Origin of the sequence: Leifsonia sp. fls2-241-R2A-40a, assembly GCF_030209575.1 — a bacterium.
Lineage (GTDB): Bacteria > Actinomycetota > Actinomycetes > Actinomycetales > Microbacteriaceae > Leifsonia.
Genome location: NZ_JARVRS010000001.1, coordinates 116,968 through 132,465, shown reverse-complemented (window position 1 = coordinate 132,465; position 15,498 = coordinate 116,968). Strand labels below are relative to the sequence as shown.

The following is a 15,498-nucleotide window of genomic DNA, read 5'->3' as shown; positions in this document are numbered from 1 at the left end:
CCAGTGCGATTTTGTGCAGCCCCGTGCGTCCGGGCATGATTCAGGGGACGCAATGAGAACGGGAGCAGCATGAAGATCGGCATCCTCACCAGCGGCGGCGACTGCCCGGGCCTGAACGCGGTCATCCGCGGCGCGGTCCTGAAGGGCGACCGTGTGTACCGCTCCGAGTTCGCCGGTTTCCGATACGGCTGGCGCGGCGTCGTCGACGGCGACATCATGCCGCTCGACCGGCACAGCGTCCGCGGGCTCTCCCGCCAGGGCGGCACGATCCTCGGCTCCAGCCGCACCAACCCCTTCGAGGGCGACAAGGGCGGCCCGGAGAACATCCAGCGGATGATGGACGAGCACGGCATCGACTCGATCATCGCCATCGGCGGCGAGGGCACGCTGACGGCCGCCCGCCGCCTCACCGACGCCGGCCTCCGCATCGTCGGTGTTCCGAAGACGATCGACAACGACCTGGCCGCCACCGACTACTCCTTCGGGTTCGACACGGCCGTCGAGATCGCCACCGAGGCCATCGACCGGCTCCGGACCACGGCCGAGTCGCACCAGCGCTGCATGGTCGTCGAGGTCATGGGCCGTCACGTCGGCTGGATCGCCCTGCACTCCGGCATGGCCGGCGGTGCGCACGCCATCCTCATCCCGGAGCAGCCCAAGTCCATCGACCAGATCTGCGAGTGGGTCGAGTCGGTCCGCGACCGCGGCCGCGCCCCGGTCATCGTCGTGTCCGAGGGCTTCCACCTCGACACCATGGAGGAGGCGCACTCGCACAAGGGACTGGATGCGTTCAACCGTCCGCGCCTCGGCGGCATCGGCGAGATGCTCGCCCCGATGATCGAGGAGCGCACCGGGATCGAGTCGCGGGCGACCGTGCTCGGGCACATGCAGCGTGGTGGCGTCCCGAGCGCGTACGACCGGGTCCTGGCCACCCGGCTGGGCATGGCCGCCGTGGACGCCGTCTACGAGGGCCGGTGGGGCTCGATGGTGTCGCTGCGCGGGACGGACGTCGTCAACGTGTCGATCGCCGATGCGACCGGCGGCCTGAAGACGGTCCCCGAAGCGCGCTACGACGAGGCCGCGCTGCTCTTCGGCTGAGAGTCCCCGCCCTTCGGCCCCTGCCGGGGCTAGGCTCCTAGCACCAGAGGGAAGGAGCCCGTCCGTGCCGCGTTTCGTCCAGTTCGATGAGTTCGGCTCTCGCGACCACCTGCACGTCGTGGAGCGGGAGCGGCCGTGGCCGGGTCCCGGTCAGCTCCTCGTCCGGGTGATGGCCGCTGGACTGAACCCGATGGATGTGAAGGCGTACCGCTCCGAGGCCGCCGCCGCGCGGATGGGCGTCACGCTGCCGAGCGGGATCGGGCAGGACTTCGCGGGCTTCGTCTACGGAGTGGGGGAGGGCGTGACCCGCTTCGAGTGCGGCCAGGCCGTCCTGGGTACGGCGCCTTTCGCCTCCTTCGCCGACTTCGTCGTCGTCCCCGAGGACGGCCAGGTGATCCTCAAGCCGGACCCGCTCACGTTCGAAGTGGCCGGCTCGCTCGGGGTCGTCGGTCGCACGGCCATGGCGACGGTCCGTTCGCTCAACGTGCACGAGCGCGACACCGTGCTCGTCAGCGCCGCCGCCGGCGGGGTCGGCGTCATCGCCGCGCAGCTCGTGGTCCGTTCGGGCGCGACCGTCATCGGGACGGCGGGGGAGGAGAACCACGAGTTCCTCGAGTCGCTCGGCATCATCCCCGTGACCTACGGCGAGGGACTGGCCGAGCGGGTCCGGGATGTGCTCGACGACGACCACGTCACCGCGGTGCTCGACAATCACGGCGCCGACACGATCGAGGCGGCGCTCGAACTCGGCGTGCCGATCGAGCGGGTGAACTCCATCGCCGTCTTCGGCCCGGACGCCCACGGCGCCCGAAACGTCGGCGGGCGGGCGGCCGGCAACGACGAACTCGCCGAGCTCGCGGACCTCCTGGCCGAGAACGAGCTCGTGCTGCCCATCGACTCGATCTACCCGATCGAGCGCACGGCCGACGCCTACGGGAGGCTCGAGGGCGGCCATGTGCGCGGCAAGATCGTCGTCGTCACCGACTGAGAAAGCGACCGAGAAGGAGAACAGATGATCGCAGAGGACATCGCCCGCCAGCTCCGTGCCGCCGGGCTGCGCTGGCAGCCGGCGTCAGGGGACACCTTCGCCATCGACCGGCCCGGGATGGAGGGCGAGCGGTTCACGGTCAGCGACATGACGATCGAGCCGCACCACTTCGACACCGGGACGATCCTCGGTTTCAACGGCACGACCGAGTGGGCGCTCGACTCGCTCGCCGTCGAGGACGCCCTGTGGATCCCGCGCGAGGACCAGCTGCGGGAGCTCCTGCGGGGAACGTTCCGCCACCTGGCCCGCACGCCGGACGGGTATCGGGTCACCGTGATCATCGAGGACCAGGAGCGGTTCTTCGAGCACGAGGACGCGGCGTCGGCGTACGCGCAGGCGCTGCTCTCGCTGATCGGCGCCGCGGTCTCCTAGAGCGCCGGGCCGGGGGCTGCGGCAGTGATCGCGGCGGTGGCGGAGCGGGTGCTCAGGACGCGCGCATCCAGTTCGCCGACACTGCGCACGCCGGCGAGTCCGAGCGTGATGTCGAGTTCGGCGATGGTGTTGCGCAGGAGTTCCCTCACGCCGTCCTCGCCGCCCACCGCGAGGGCGTAGGCGTAAGGCCGGCCGATCGCGACGGCCCGCGCGCCCAGCGCCAGCGCGACCACCGCATCCGACCCGCCGCGGACGCCGCTGTCGAAGATCACCGGCACGCGGCCGTCGACGGCGTCGACGACACCCGGCAGGGCGTCGAGTGCGGCGACCTCGCCGTCGAGCTGGCGGCCGCCGTGGTTGGAGACCTGCACCGCGTCCATCCCGGCGTCCTGCGCACGGCGGGCGTCGTCGGGGTGCAGGACGCCTTTCAGGACGATCGGCAGGCGCGTCCGCTCGCGGAGGAAGGCGAGGTCGTCCCAGGTCAGCGACGGGTCGGCGAACACGTCGAGGAAGGTTTCGACCGCCGCGAGTGGCTCGCCCGACCGCAGGTTGTCGCGCAGCGCGCCGGGGTGGTGGCGCAGGATGCTGGCGAAGGACGCGAGGGCAGCGGGCGTCGGCGGCGTGCGGGGACCGCTCGACCCGACTGCCCGGCGTGCCGCGCGTTCGCGGACCAGCTGCTGGAACATGGGGTCGCTCGTGTACTGCGCGATGCCCAGCCCGCGGCTGAACGGCAGGTAGCCGAGGTCGAGGTCGCGCGGGCGCCAGCCGAGCACGTGCGTGTCGAGGGTCACCACGATCGCCTCGCAGCCCGACCGCTCCGCCCGCGCGACGAGGCTCGCCACGAGGTCGCGGGACGAGCTCCAGTACAGCTGGAACCAGCGGGATGCGCCGGGCGCGGCCGCATCCATCGCGGCGGCGACCTCCTCCATCGGCTGCGACGCCTGGTTCGACAGGACGGCGGGGACACCGAGGGCAGCCGCAGCACGGGCCGCGGCCGCATCGCTCCGCGGCGGGCCAGCTCCAGCACGCCGATCGGCGCCAGCAGCAGCGGGGTGGGCCGCCGCATGCCGAACAGTTCGACGGACAGGTCGCGGGCGGACACGTCGCGCAGCACCCGCGGGACGATGCGGTGCCGCCGGAACGCGTCGAGGTTGGCGTCCGCCGTGCGCTCCAGCCCGGCGGACCCGGCGATGTACGCGAAGGCCGCCCTGCTCAGACGCCGCTCGGCCGCCCGTTCCAGCTGCCGGTAGCCGACCGGGATGCGCGGCCGGCGGCCTGCCACCCCGTCGCGGTAGATGTCGGACTGGGCATCCCGGCCGGCGCTGGAGGTCATCCCCCCATTCTGCGCTGCCGCCGCCCGTGCCCTGCTGCACCTAGTGGTCGCGACACGCCGTCTCGGGCCGTCGCGTGACGGCGTGTCGTGACAACCAGATGCGGCGTCAGCGGCGGCGGGTGCGCTTCCGGCCGTCGGCCGGCGTGCGCTTGTCGGCCGCCTTGCGACCACCGGCGGACTCGCGCTTGTCGCCGGCCTTGCGGCCGTCGGCCGCCTCGCGGGCGGCGACCTCGGGATTGCGCGAGCTGTGAGCGGTGCGCCCGCGCACGATGCCGATGAAGTCGTCGACGAGGGGATGCTGCCCCTCGCGCGGCCAGGTCAGGCCGATGCGGCTCTGTGGGGCGTCCTTGAGGTGCATCGCCGTGACGTCCTTGCGGCGCAGCGCCTTCGCGACGGACGCGGGCAGCAGCGCGATCCCGTCGCCCTCGGCGACACTGCGCATGAACGCCTCGGACGGCTCCCCGGCGACCCGTGGCTCTCCCTCCAGGTCGGCCAAGTGCAGCTTCTCCTCCAGGGTCAGCAGGTGCTCGTGGTGCATGACGACCACGACGTCCTCCGTGTACAGCGGGATGAGGTGGCGGTCGTCGTCGGGCTCGGCGTCGCGAGCGAACACCATGTCCGCGTCGCCCGCCGCGAGGGCCGCCAGCGGCTCGTCGCTCGGCCGCACCACCAGCTCCACGCGGGGGAAGCGCTGCTCGAAGGCGCGCGTCCACTTGCCGACGGTGACACCGAGGGGGAAGGCGATGGCGAAGCGGGAGGACACGTGACGAGGGTAGCGAACGGTAGCCTGGAGCATATGAAGGCGCAGACCATGAAACCGGCCACAGCGGCCAAGAAGCTCGGCATCTACCTGCCGGCGGCGCCCGACGAGTTCCGCGACCGCGAGATCAGCCGTACCGAGCTGGATGCGCTGACCGCCGAGCCGCCGGAGTGGCTGCAGACCCTGCGCGCCGAGGGCCCGCACCCGCGCGACGTGGTCGCCCGCAAGCTCGGCGTGTCCAATTCCGGTCTCGCCCGCGGTGGGATCACCGAGGCGCTGACGACCGCCGAGATCAAGGCGCTGCTGGCCGACCCGCCGCAGTGGCTGGTCGACGAGCGCGCCACCCAGGCGGCCGTGCGCGCCGAGAACGCCCGCGTGAAGCAGCGCGACGCCGAGCGGGCGGCCCGTCGCGCCGAGTAGCGCGGGCTAGAGCCCGGTCGGCTGGGCGGTCCCGTCGGGGGTGTCTCCGCCGGAGGCAGTGCCGCCGGAGGTGGTCCCGCCGCCGCGCGTCGCCGAGCGTGCGGCCCGGGTGACCGCCTGCGGCCCCGTCAGCAGGGCGCGGCGCCACGGCGCGACACCGTCGATCTCCGTCTGCAGCGAGAAGCTCAGGATCGTGCGGATGAGCACGATGATCCCCAGGACGAACGCGTCCGTGAGCGACGGCGCCGACGTCACGGTCCGCACGAGGTCGGCCGCGACCAGGATCTCGAGCCCGAGCAGGATGACGCCGCCGAAGCTCTCGCGGAGTGTCCGGAACGCGGCCTGACCGCTCCGCTGCCGACGCCACGCGACCAGGGCGAGGCCGATCGACACGACGAATCCCACCGCCATCGTGGCCACCCCGGCGAACTCGAACCCCGTGGCGGTGGTCTCGAACCACGCGTGCGCATCCATTCGCTCATCGTCCCGCAAGCGGCCACCTGGTTGACGCAACACGCCGTTCAGGCGCCCGCCCGCACGGCGAGTTGCGTCAACCAGGTGCAGCGGGTCAGGACACGTGCACGGCCGGGCGGCGCTTCACGTCGCGCTCGGCCTCGCGGAGCACCTCGCGCGTGACCGGCGCGACCTCGCCGACGCCCGTGATGAGGTAGCGGAACATGTTCGAGATCGGGTTGCCTTCGGTCCACTCGAAGTAGATCGTCGGCACGACGCCGGTGATGTCACGGATCTCGATCAGTACAGCGGCGATCGTGTTGGGCACGTTGCCGCTCCGCACCTGCAGCACGCGGTAGCCGTGCTTGATGACGCCCTGCACCAGCAGGTCCTCCTCGAAGTCGGAGGAGTCCGACCGCAGCACTTCGAGGAAGATGGTGCGCGAGCGCTGCGGGATGTGGCTGAACTTGCGCTCGTCCTTGTTCTTCTGCGCGTACTCGATGGTCGTATCGACGTCGGGCTCGTGCGAGATGATGCGGATCTCGCCCTCTTCGGCATCCTCGAGGATGAAGTCGAGCGCGGTGACGTCGAAGGTCACGGAGGTGGCGCGCAGCTGGAACGAGCGGCCGATGCGCGACACGATCGACACGACCAGGATCGCCAGGATGAACAGCGTCGCGATCCGGAGACCGTCCGGCCGTTCGATGATGTTGTCGACCGTCGTGTAGACGAAGATCGCCGTGATCACGCCGAACGCGACGGTGCGCTTGCGCTGCCGCTTGCGCCGGGCCGACAGCGTAACCGCGAGGGATGCGGACGTGATGAGTACCAGCACGCCGGTCGCGTACGCGCCGCCCTGCGCATCCACGCTGGCATCGAAGACCAGGGTGATCAGGAACGCGATCGCCGTGAACACCAGGACCAGCGGACGCACGGCGCGCGCCCACTGCGGCGCCATCCCGTAGCGGGGAAGGTAGCGCGGCACCAGGTTCAGCAGGCCCGCCATGGCCGAGGCCCCGGCGAACCAGAGGATCAGGATGGTGCTGATGTCGTAGACGGTGCCGAACCCGTTGCCGAGGTACTCGTGGGCCAGGTAGGCGAGCGCGCGGCCGTTGGCCGGTCCGCCGGGCTCGAAGTCCTTCTGCGGGATGAGCAGCGTGGTCGTGAAGCTCGAGGTGATGAGGAACACGCTCATGATGATCGCGGCGGTCGTGAGCAGCCGGCCGGCGCCGCGGATGCGGCCCTTGGGGTACGCGGGGTCGTCGTCGGGACGTCCCTTGATCTGCGGCATCACGGCGACGCCGGTCTCGAAGCCGGACAGGCCGAGCGCGAGGCGCGGGAAGACGATCAGCGCGATGCCGACGACCACGAGCGGGCTGCCGTTCTGGCGGAACAGGGCGCTCCACCAGTCGTCGACCGCGGTCGGGTGCTGGAACACCTCCACGATCGAGGTGGTGACGACCACGACGTTGAGCGCGAGGTAGACCGCCACGAGGACGACCGCGATGCCGATGGCCTCCTTGAACCCCTTGAGGAACACCGCGCCCAGGAGCGCCAGCAGGAACAGGGTGATCAGGACGTTGTTGCCGTGGAACCAGTCCGGTGCGTACGGGTTCTCGATCGCGTGCGCCGACGCATCCGCCGCCGACAGCGTGATCGTGATCATGAAGTCGGTGGCCGCGAACCCCAGCAGCACGAGCACCAGCAGCTTGCCCGCCCACCACGGGAGGAGCCGCTCCAGCATCGCGATGGAGCCGGAGCCCTTGAAGCTCTCGCGCGCGACCCGCCGGTACACCGGGAGCGCGCCGAGCAGGGTCAGCGCCACCAGCACGAGCGTCGCGAACGGCGACACGAGGCCGGCGGCCAGCGCCGCGATGGCGGGCTGGTAGCCGAGGGTCGAGAAGTAGTCCACACCGGTCAGGCACATGACCTGCCACCAGGTGTGCGTGTGCTCGGGGTTGCGGCCGTGCGGTCCCTGCTGGGTGCCGCGTTCGTCCTGCAGGCCGGTCAGCAGCCAGTGCCGCAGACGTCCGCCCTTCTGCGCCCGGGGGGTGGGCCTCGCCTGACCCGGTACCGGGACGGGACTGCTCGACATCGGGGACCCTCCGCTCACGTCCTCGTCGCCAGCGTAGCGGTCACCAGGCCGAGGCACGGTAGTCCTTCAGGAACACTCCGTGAAGGTCTTCCCCGGCCTCGCCGCGGACGATCGGGTCGTAGACGCGCGCGGCGCCGTCGACGAGGTCGAGCGGGGCGTGGAAGCCCTCCTCGGCCAGCCGCACCTTGGTGTGGTGCGGGCGCTCGTCGGTGATCCATCCGGTGTCCACGGCCGTCATCAGGATGCCGTCGGTCTCGAAGAGCTCGCCGGCGCTGGTGCGCGTCAGCATGTTGAGTGCCGCTTTGGACATGTTGGTGTGCGGGTGCCCTGCGCCCTTGTACTGCCGGCCGAACACGCCCTCCATGGCGGAGACGTTGACGATGTACGAGCGCCCGGCAGCGGCGAGGGAGGGGCGCAGCCGGTCGATCAGAATGAAGGGCGCGGTCTGGTTGCACAGCTGCACCTCGAGCAGTTCGAGCGCGTCGATGGAGCCGATGGCCTGCGTCCAGCTGTTCACGTGCGCGACATCGGGGACGAGACCGCCGGCGTCGATCGCGGACCCGTCGGCGTGCTTCGCCAGCGACGAGGAGCCGGCCGCCATGGCGGCGCTCGCCAGGTCGTCGGCGGTCAGCGCGGGAGCCCCGGCGAGTTCGGCGATCGTGCCGCGGACGTCGGCGGCCGAGAGCAGTGGATGCGCGGCGACCGAGCGCTCCAGCGCGAGCGGGTGCGGGTCGGCGGTGTGGCCGAAGGTCTCCAGCTCCGGGAGCGGCCCGTCGGGCAGCGGCTGCGTCTCCGCCTCGGCGAGCAGCGAGTACGACCCGGGCGAGCGGCGGACCGTCTGCGCGGCGTTGTTGATGAGGATGTCGAGCGATCCGCGCTCGGCGACCGAGTCGGCGAGGGCGATCACCTGGGCGGGGTCGCGGAGGTCGATGCCCACGACCCGCAACCGGTCGATCCAGCGACCTGCGTCGGGCAGCTGGGAGAACCGCCGGACCGCGTCCCGGGGGAAGCGGGTGGTGATGGTGAGGTGGGCGCCGTCGCGGAGCAGCCGCAGCGCGATGTGCATGCCGATCTTCGCCCGTCCGCCGGTGAGCAGGGCGCGCTTGCCGGTGAGGTCGGTGCTCGCGTTGCGCTTGACGTGGCTGAAGGCCGCGCACGACGGGCAGAGCTGGTGGTAGAACCAGTCGACCTCGGTGTAATGCTGCTTGCAGATGTAGCAGGGCCGCGAGGTCTGCAGGGTCCCTGCGGTGCGGGAGCCGGTGCTGCTCGAGGTCAGTTCGCGGCCACGGGTCTCGTCGTCGATGCGGTCGGGCGCACCGGTCGCGGTCGCGGCGATGACGGCACGGTCCGCATCCTGGACCGCCTGCCGCAGCTCACGACGCCTGGCCTGCTTGTGGGCCTTGAACATGTGGGCCGTCGCCCGGCGGACCGCCTGGTAGTGGGGATGCTCGCGGTCGAGCTCGTGGAGCTGCTCGAGGACGCGGAGGGTGGCGGCGAGGTCGTCGGGGTCGAGGCCGGACGGGGCCGCGGTTTCGGGAGGCACCGGAGAATTCTACGGCGGGGGAGATGAGCGGATGCTCTACTCGACGGCGAACTCCAGCCAGGCCAGGCCGCGGAGGTCGAGGAAGAGCCGTCCGGCGTGCTCGGAGGCGACCGCGAGCACGTCTCCGCAGACCGAGCATCGGAGCACCAGACCGTGCTCGTCGACGTAGACCCGGCCGCGCGCGACGACGGATTCGTCGCCGCAGTGCACGCAGCATCCGAGCGCGGTGGTGACGTCGGCCGCGAAGACCTCCGACAGCATCCCGGCGGCGGCGTTCCCGTCGAGGTAGTCCTGATCGGTCATGGCGTTCCTCCGATGCCGCCGTAGCGCTCGGTGCGGATCCTCGCCGGGTCGTGGCCCGCGTCGACGAGCCAGCCGGAGACGGCCTCGACGAAAGGTGTCGAACCGCAGATGAAGAAGGTGGGGGAGTCGGAGGCCGGGAGTGCGCGCTGCATCAGGCCCTCGGCGGTGAGCCGTCCGGGAGGCGCGCTCGCGCCGGCGGGGGCCTGCCGTGTGTAGACGTAGTCGACCTCCAGCGGCGCAGCGGTGTCGGCCGCAAGGGTCGTCAGCTCGTCGCCGTAGTAGCCGGAGGCCGGTGTCCGGAGCGAGTACAGCATCCGGAACGGCGCCGCGCTGCCGGCGGCCGCGTGCGCCCGCGCCATCGACATGAGCGGGACGACGCCCGAGCCTCCGGCGATGAGCTGGACCGGAGTGGTGTCGCCGTCTCGCCAGATGAACCAGCCGCCGACCGGACCGCGCACCTCCAGCTGGTCCCCGGCCATCAGGCCGCGGACCAGGTACGGCGAGACCTCGCCGTCGACGAGTTCCTCGACGGTGAGCTCCAGCTCGTCGGCGGGCAGCTCGTGCGGTTCGAGTGCTCCGCGCCCGCCGCCGGACGCGATCGAGTACGACCGGACCGCCTGGTAGCCGTCGGGCGCGGTCAGGCGGATGTCGACGTGCTGCCCTGCGAGGTGGCCGTGCAGGCCGGGGATGCGCAACCGGATGGTGCGGGCCGTCGGGGTCTCCATCCGCGTGTCGACGACGTCGGCCACTCGCCATACGCTGCTCACCAGTAGCGCTGTTCCTTCCACGGATCCCCGTACATGTTGTAGCCGTTCTGCTCCCAGAAGCCTGGCTGGTCCTGCGGGAGCATCTGCAGCCCGTTGACCCACTTCGCGCTCTTCCAGAAGTACAGGTGCGGCACCAGCAGGCGGGCGGGGCCGCCGTGCTCGGGTTCCAGGTCTTTCCCGTCGAAGGAGTGGGCGACCCACGCCTTGCCGTCGAGCAGGTCCGCGAGCGGCACGTTCGTGGTGTAGCCGCCGTAGCTGTGCGCCATCGTGTACTCGAACGAGGTGTCGATGTCCTTGAACAGGGTGTCCAGGGCGACACCGCGCCACGACGTCCCGAGCTTCGACCAGCTGGTGACGCAGTGGATGTCGGTGCTCACGTCCTCCTGCGGGAGGGCCAGGAACTCGTCCCAGCTCCAGCGGTGCACGTCGCCCTTCTCGGTGGTGATCGTGAAGGCCCAGTCGTCCTTGGCGATCCGCGGGGTGGGCCCGGCCGACAGCACCGGGAAGCCCTCGGTCAGGTACTGACCGGGTGGAAGGCGCGGATCGTCGGTCCTGCGACGACCCAGGAAGCCGGAGGAGATGATTCCCATGGGGGCAGCATATGGCCGCGATGCTCCTCCGGTCTACGACGGACTCGGACTTGTGGCCCGCCCGGTCTAGGGTGAGGACATGACAGCCGTCAACCTGGGGCTCCCGCTGCGGGCGCAGCCGGGTCCGGACGCATCCGCCGGTGCCGCTCCCAGCCTCGAGGGGCGCCCGGAGCATTCCGGGCTGATCGACCGGTTCGGGCGCGTCGCCCGCGACCTGCGGGTGTCGGTGACCGAGAAGTGCTCGCTGCGCTGCACCTACTGCATGCCCGCCGAGGGGCTTCCCGCGATCCCGCGCGACGACCTCCTGAGCGCCGCCGAGATCGCGAGGCTGGTCGGGATCGGCGTCCGCGACCTCGGAGTGCGCGAGGTGCGGTTCACCGGCGGCGAGCCGCTGATGCGCGCCGACCTGGCGGAGATCATCGGGCGCTCGGCCGCCGTGGCCCCCGGTATCGACCTGTCGATCACGACCAACGGCATCGGCCTGGATCACCGCATCCGCTCGCTGGTGGATGCCGGGCTCACCCGGGTGAACGTGTCCCTCGACACTGTCGACCGGGAGCACTTCGCGCGGCTGACCCGGCGCGACAGGCTTCCCGCAGTGCTCGCCGGCATCCACGCCGCCCATGCCGCCGGCCTGACGCCGCTGAAGCTGAACGCCGTGATGATGCGCGACACCCTCGCCGACGCACCCGACCTGCTGGAGTGGGCGCTCGAGAACAACTGCCGGCTGCGGTTCATCGAGCAGATGCCGCTCGACGCCGACCGAGCGTGGATGCGCGACAACATGGTCCCGGCGGAGGAACTGCTGGCCGTGCTCGGCGAGCGGTTCACCCTGGTCGAGGCGGGCCGCGACGACCCGCACGCGCCCGCCGAGGAGTGGCTGGTCGAGGGATGGACGGTGCACGGCCTCCCCGCCACCGTCGGCATCATCGCCTCGGTCACGCGCTCGTTCTGCTCGGCGTGCGACCGCACCCGCATCACCGCAGAGGGCACGGTGCGCTCGTGCCTCTTCGGCGACGACGAGACCGACCTGCGCGGGCTGCTCCGCGGTGGGGCGGACGACGCCGAGATCGCCCGCTGGTGGCGTGGGGCCATGTGGGGCAAGCAGTCCGGGCACGGGATGGACCGCGACGGCTTCGCGCCCCCGGTCCGCAGCATGGGGGCGATCGGTGGCTGAGGTGCTGGTGCGGTACTTCGCGGCGGCGGAGGAGGCGGCTGGACTGCCCGAGGAACGCGTCGAGGTCGCGGATGCGACCGTCGGCGGGCTGCAGGCGGCGCTGGTCGCCCGCTACGGCGAGCCGATGGAGCGCGTGGTGCGGTCGGGGTCGTTCCTCGTCGGCGGCGTCGTGTCGCGCGACCCGTCGCGCGAGCTGTCGGGCACCGTGGACGTGCTTCCGCCCTTCGCCGGCGGCTGAGCGCGCGAGCGCGCGAGCGCTCCCGCGCCCGCTCCCGCTCCCGCTCCCGCTCCCGTCGAGTGGTGAGTCGATGTCGGAATCCTCGTCGAGTGGTGACGAGATGTCGCAACTCGGCGGGGTCAGGGCGGGTGGATCGCGACGGCGGCCGGGTCAGGCCGGGTAGATCGCGACGGCGTCGGACGGGACGTCGAGCGCGACCGGGTCGCCCACCCGCAGGCGCAGGTCGGCCGGCACGGCCGGCGGCACGAGGGCGTCGAGCCGGTCGGTCCGCACGCGGACCAGGTCGGCCTGAGGTTCGAGGGCGGTGACGGCGGCCGGGATGTGCGCGCCACCGGACCCCGGTGCCAGGAGGCGCACCGCCGACGGGCGCACCGCCGCCCGCACGCGGGCTCCCGCCGGGAGGCCGTCCTCGGCGGCACCCGGGAGGTGCATCCCGTCGTCCGTCCGGATGCCGTCCGCGGTCCGGACGCCGGCGAGGAGCGTGAGCCCGGAGAGCTCCGCGGTGAACGCGTGCCGCGGGCGCTCCAGCACCTCGCGCGTCGGGCCCTCCTCGACGACCCGGCCGTCGTGCATGACGGCGACGCGGTCGGCGAGCAGGTACGCGTCGAGCGCGTCGTGCGTCACGAGCACGGTCGTGCGTCCGGGCAGTACGTCTGCGAGCGTCCCGCGGACCTCGGCCGCGACCGACACGTCCAGGGCCGACAGCGGTTCGTCCAGCAGCAGCAGGCTCGGCTCGGCGGCGAGGGCGCGGGCGATCGCGACCCGCTGCGCCTGACCGCCGGAGAGCTCGGCAGGCCGCCGGTCGGCGAACGCCGTGGTGCCGGTGCGCCGCATCCACTCGCCGGCCCGGTCGGCGGCCTCGGCCCGCGGCGTTCCCGAGGATCGCGGGCCGAACGCGACGTTGCTCTGCACGCTGAGGTGCGGGAACAGCAGCGCGTCCTGAGCCAGGAGCGCGACGCCGCGGCGATGGGGCGCGAGCCATGCGTTCGGCAGGTCGAACAGCACCTCGCGCCCGAGCGTGGCCCGGCCGCTGTCGGGACGGATGAGCCCTGCGAGCATCCCGAGCACCGTCGATTTGCCGGCGCCGTTCGGTCCGAGGAGGGCGAGTGTCTCGCCGTCGGCCACCGACAGCTGCGCCTCGACGTCGCGGTCGGCGGAGGTCGCGGTCAACTGCAGGCTCATGCGGCGGTCCGTTCGGGGAGCCGTGCTGTCGTGCTGTCCGCGCGCGGCCGGGAGGCGCGCCACGGCCGCATCCCCTCGCCCGCGCCGTGCGCGACGGCGACGACGGCGACGGCCACCGCGACGAGCACCAGCGAGAGTGCGACCGCCGCATCCGGGTCGGTCTCGCGCTGGAGGTAGATCTCCAGCGGCAGCGTCCGGGTCACGCCCTGCAGGCTCCCCGCGAAGGTGAGCGTCGCGCCGAACTCGCCGAGCGCCCGCGCGAACGACAGGATGCAGCCCGACACGATCGCGGGAAGCACCAGCGGCAGCGTCACCCGGAAGAGCACGGTGGAGGGACGCGCGCCCAGCGTCGCGGCGACCGCCTCGTACCGCTCTCCGGCCGAGCGCAGCGCTCCCTCCAGGCTGAGCACCAGGAACGGCAGCGCGACGAAGGTCTGCGCGATGATCACGGCCGGGGTCGAGAAGGCCACATCCAGGGCCCCGCCGAGGACGCCCCTCCTCCCGTACAGCGCGAGCAGCGCCAGGCCGCCGACGACCGGCGGCAGGACGAGCGGTAGCAGCACGACCGCGCGGACGATCCGCTGCCCGGCGAACGGCACGCGCGCCAGCACGACCGCCATCGGGACGCCGAGCACCAGGCAGCCGAGCGTCGCGATGAGCGACGTCCGCAGGCTGAGGAGCAGGGCATCCACCGAGGACGGGGAGGTGATCAGCGGGATGAAGTGCAGCCAGTCCACCCGGAGCGCCATCGCGATCAGCGGCAGCAGCACGAAGAGGGCGCCGACCACGGCGACGGCGACGATCCAGCCCGGGACGCCGGTCCGCGGAGCAGGGGCCGGGACGCGGCGCCCGCTCACGGTGCGGCGCCCGCTCACGGCGCGCCGAAGCCGGCGGCGGCCAGGGCCTTCCGTCCGTCGGGACCGGTGACGAATGCGACGAACGCCCGGGCTCCGGGGGCGTTCGGCGCGTGGGCGACGGTGGCGATCGGGTACACGTTGAGGGTCTTCGCGGCCTCCGGGAACGGGACGGACCCGACCTTCGATCCGGCGCCCTTCACGTCCGTGGCGTAGACGATGCCCGCGTCCGCCTCTCCCGAGCTCACCTTGCCGAGGACGTCGGTGACGGACGACTCCTGGCTCACCGGGCTGAGGGTGACGCCGGCGGACTTCTCCACTTTCGCGGTGGCCGCCCCGCACGGAACCTGCGGGGCGCAGACCACGGTCTTGATGGACGGGGACGCCAGGTCGGCGAAGCTCTTCACCTTCGCCGGATTGCCGGGCGGCACCGCGATCGCGAGCACGTTGGTCGCGAAGTCGGTCGCGCTGCCGTCGATCACGCCGCCGCTCGCGGCCTTCGCCATGTTGGCCTCGTCGGCGGAGGCGAACACGTCCGCCGGCGCACCTGCCGTCAGCTGGGAGACGAGATCGGAGGAGCCGGCGAACGAGAAGGCGACCTTCGCTCCCGGGTTCGCCTTCTCGAATTCGGAGCCCAGCTCGGTGAACGTCGTGGTGAGGGAGGCGGCGGCGAAGACGGTGATCGTGCCGGTGACGCCCGTGGTCGAGGGCGCTGGGGCGGTCGGGGTCGCCGCCGCTCCGGTGGAGACGGAGCTGCAGCCGCTCAGTGCCAGCGCGGCCGCGGCCACCACCGCGAGGGATGCTGCGAGCCGTCGACGCATCCTCAGGCCTTCCCGCTCGGAGCGCTGGGCGCCTCCACGATGACGTTGGTCGCCTTGACGACGGCCACCGCCACCGAACCGAGTTCGAGCCCGAGGTCGCGGACCGCCTCACTACTGATGAGCGACACCACGCGGTGCGGGCCGCACTGCAATTCGACCTGCGCCATCACCTTGTCGGTGATGATGTCGGTCACCAGCCCCACGAAGCGGTTCCGCGCGGAGCCGGCGACGCCCGACGGATCGCCGGGGAGCACGGCGTTCTGCTTGGCCAGCTGCGCGAGCTCCAGCCCGTCCACGACGGTCCGCCCGGATTCGTCGCGCGAGCTGGACAGCACCCCGCCCTCGACCCAGCGTCGGAGGGTGTCGTCGCTCACCCCGAGGTAGAGCGCGGCGTCTTTGATCCGTATCTGCGGCACGAAACCGATCTTAGACCCGCAAATGCGT

At 72.0% G+C, this 15,498-nt stretch carries 17 protein-coding genes and 1 pseudogene; 6 read left to right on the top strand and 12 right to left on the bottom strand.

All coding sequences use genetic code 11. The features are described from left to right. The first annotated feature begins 69 nt into the window (after positions 1–69). From QRN40_RS00645 to QRN40_RS00635, 3 genes are all read left to right on the top strand, one after another. Complete coding sequence (locus tag QRN40_RS00645) at positions 70–1,098, top strand: 6-phosphofructokinase (RefSeq protein WP_285113509.1); 1,029 nt, start codon at positions 70–72, stop codon at positions 1,096–1,098. Positions 1,099–1,162: 64 nt separating this feature from the next. Then, complete coding sequence (locus QRN40_RS00640) at positions 1,163–2,086, top strand: NADP-dependent oxidoreductase (protein WP_285113507.1); 924 nt, start codon at positions 1,163–1,165, stop codon at positions 2,084–2,086. A gap of 24 nt (positions 2,087–2,110) precedes the next feature. Beyond that, positions 2,111–2,518: a hypothetical protein gene (locus tag QRN40_RS00635; RefSeq protein WP_285113505.1), complete on the top strand. Its 408-nt coding sequence runs from the start codon at positions 2,111–2,113 to the stop codon at positions 2,516–2,518. Here QRN40_RS00635 and QRN40_RS00630 read toward each other — a convergent pair. Both QRN40_RS00630 and QRN40_RS00625 read right to left on the bottom strand, forming a co-directional pair. Next, positions 2,515–3,851: pseudogene (locus QRN40_RS00630) on the bottom strand (alpha-hydroxy-acid oxidizing protein). The gene QRN40_RS00635 and the pseudogene QRN40_RS00630 overlap by 4 nt on opposite strands. Before the next feature lie 106 nt (positions 3,852–3,957). Further along, positions 3,958–4,614, bottom strand: a complete 657-nt coding sequence (locus QRN40_RS00625) for a LysR family transcriptional regulator substrate-binding protein (RefSeq protein ID WP_285113503.1) — start codon at positions 4,612–4,614, stop codon at positions 3,958–3,960. Positions 4,615–4,647: 33 nt separating this feature from the next. Between QRN40_RS00625 and QRN40_RS00620 the strand changes: the two genes are divergently transcribed. Further along, on the top strand, positions 4,648–5,031 hold the full coding sequence (locus tag QRN40_RS00620) for a DUF5997 family protein (protein ID WP_285113501.1): 384 nt from the start codon (positions 4,648–4,650) through the stop codon (positions 5,029–5,031). 6 nt (positions 5,032–5,037) lie between these two features. Here the strand turns inward: QRN40_RS00620 and QRN40_RS00615 are convergent, their stop codons facing one another. The 6 genes from QRN40_RS00615 to QRN40_RS00590 form a co-directional block, all read right to left on the bottom strand. Then, complete coding sequence (locus QRN40_RS00615) at positions 5,038–5,505, bottom strand: DUF1622 domain-containing protein (protein WP_285113499.1); 468 nt, start codon at positions 5,503–5,505, stop codon at positions 5,038–5,040. A 94-nt stretch (positions 5,506–5,599) separates the two neighbouring features. Then, a complete protein-coding gene (locus QRN40_RS00610; protein ID WP_285113497.1) occupies positions 5,600–7,579 on the bottom strand; it encodes an APC family permease in 1,980 nt (659 codons plus the stop codon). Between the two features lie 40 nt (positions 7,580–7,619). Continuing rightward, positions 7,620–9,122: an SDR family NAD(P)-dependent oxidoreductase gene (locus QRN40_RS00605; protein ID WP_285113495.1), complete on the bottom strand. Its 1,503-nt coding sequence runs from the start codon at positions 9,120–9,122 to the stop codon at positions 7,620–7,622. Positions 9,123–9,158: 36 nt separating this feature from the next. Further along, a complete protein-coding gene (locus QRN40_RS00600; RefSeq protein ID WP_285113494.1) occupies positions 9,159–9,425 on the bottom strand; it encodes a DUF6510 family protein in 267 nt (88 codons plus the stop codon). Further along, positions 9,422–10,174 (bottom strand): FAD-binding oxidoreductase, encoded by a 753-nt coding sequence (locus QRN40_RS00595; protein ID WP_285113492.1) that lies wholly within the window; start codon positions 10,172–10,174, stop codon positions 9,422–9,424. The genes QRN40_RS00600 and QRN40_RS00595 overlap by 4 nt, the downstream gene beginning before the upstream one ends. A 14-nt stretch (positions 10,175–10,188) precedes the next feature. Then, the gene (locus tag QRN40_RS00590) at positions 10,189–10,782 is read right to left on the bottom strand and encodes a sulfite oxidase-like oxidoreductase (protein ID WP_285113491.1); all 594 of its coding nucleotides are present in this window, start codon (positions 10,780–10,782) and stop codon (positions 10,189–10,191) included. 79 nt (positions 10,783–10,861) lie between these two features. Between QRN40_RS00590 and moaA the strand changes: the two genes are divergently transcribed. Continuing rightward, the gene (moaA, locus tag QRN40_RS00585; protein WP_285113490.1) at positions 10,862–11,959 is read left to right on the top strand and encodes a GTP 3',8-cyclase MoaA; all 1,098 of its coding nucleotides are present in this window, start codon (positions 10,862–10,864) and stop codon (positions 11,957–11,959) included. Beyond that, positions 11,952–12,197, top strand: coding sequence for a MoaD/ThiS family protein (locus QRN40_RS00580; RefSeq protein WP_285113488.1), 246 nt, complete (start codon positions 11,952–11,954; stop codon positions 12,195–12,197). The genes moaA and QRN40_RS00580 overlap by 8 nt, the downstream gene beginning before the upstream one ends. Before the next feature lie 150 nt (positions 12,198–12,347). Here the strand turns inward: QRN40_RS00580 and QRN40_RS00575 are convergent, their stop codons facing one another. Genes QRN40_RS00575 through QRN40_RS00560 form a run of 4 tightly spaced genes read right to left on the bottom strand, consistent with a single transcriptional unit; the run spans position 12,348 to position 15,470 of the window. Beyond that, positions 12,348–13,379: a sulfate/molybdate ABC transporter ATP-binding protein gene (locus QRN40_RS00575; protein WP_285113487.1), complete on the bottom strand. Its 1,032-nt coding sequence runs from the start codon at positions 13,377–13,379 to the stop codon at positions 12,348–12,350. Next, a complete protein-coding gene (locus QRN40_RS00570; RefSeq protein ID WP_285113485.1) occupies positions 13,376–14,254 on the bottom strand; it encodes an ABC transporter permease in 879 nt (292 codons plus the stop codon). Before QRN40_RS00570 ends, QRN40_RS00575 begins: the two co-directional genes overlap by 4 nt. Next, entirely contained in the window at positions 14,251–15,054 is an 804-nt protein-coding gene (gene modA, locus QRN40_RS00565) for a molybdate ABC transporter substrate-binding protein (protein ID WP_285113482.1), read from the bottom strand. The genes QRN40_RS00570 and modA overlap by 4 nt, the downstream gene beginning before the upstream one ends. A 2-nt stretch (positions 15,055–15,056) precedes the next feature. Further along, a complete protein-coding gene (locus tag QRN40_RS00560; protein WP_285113481.1) occupies positions 15,057–15,470 on the bottom strand; it encodes a TOBE domain-containing protein in 414 nt (137 codons plus the stop codon). Positions 15,471–15,498 lie beyond the last annotated feature (28 nt).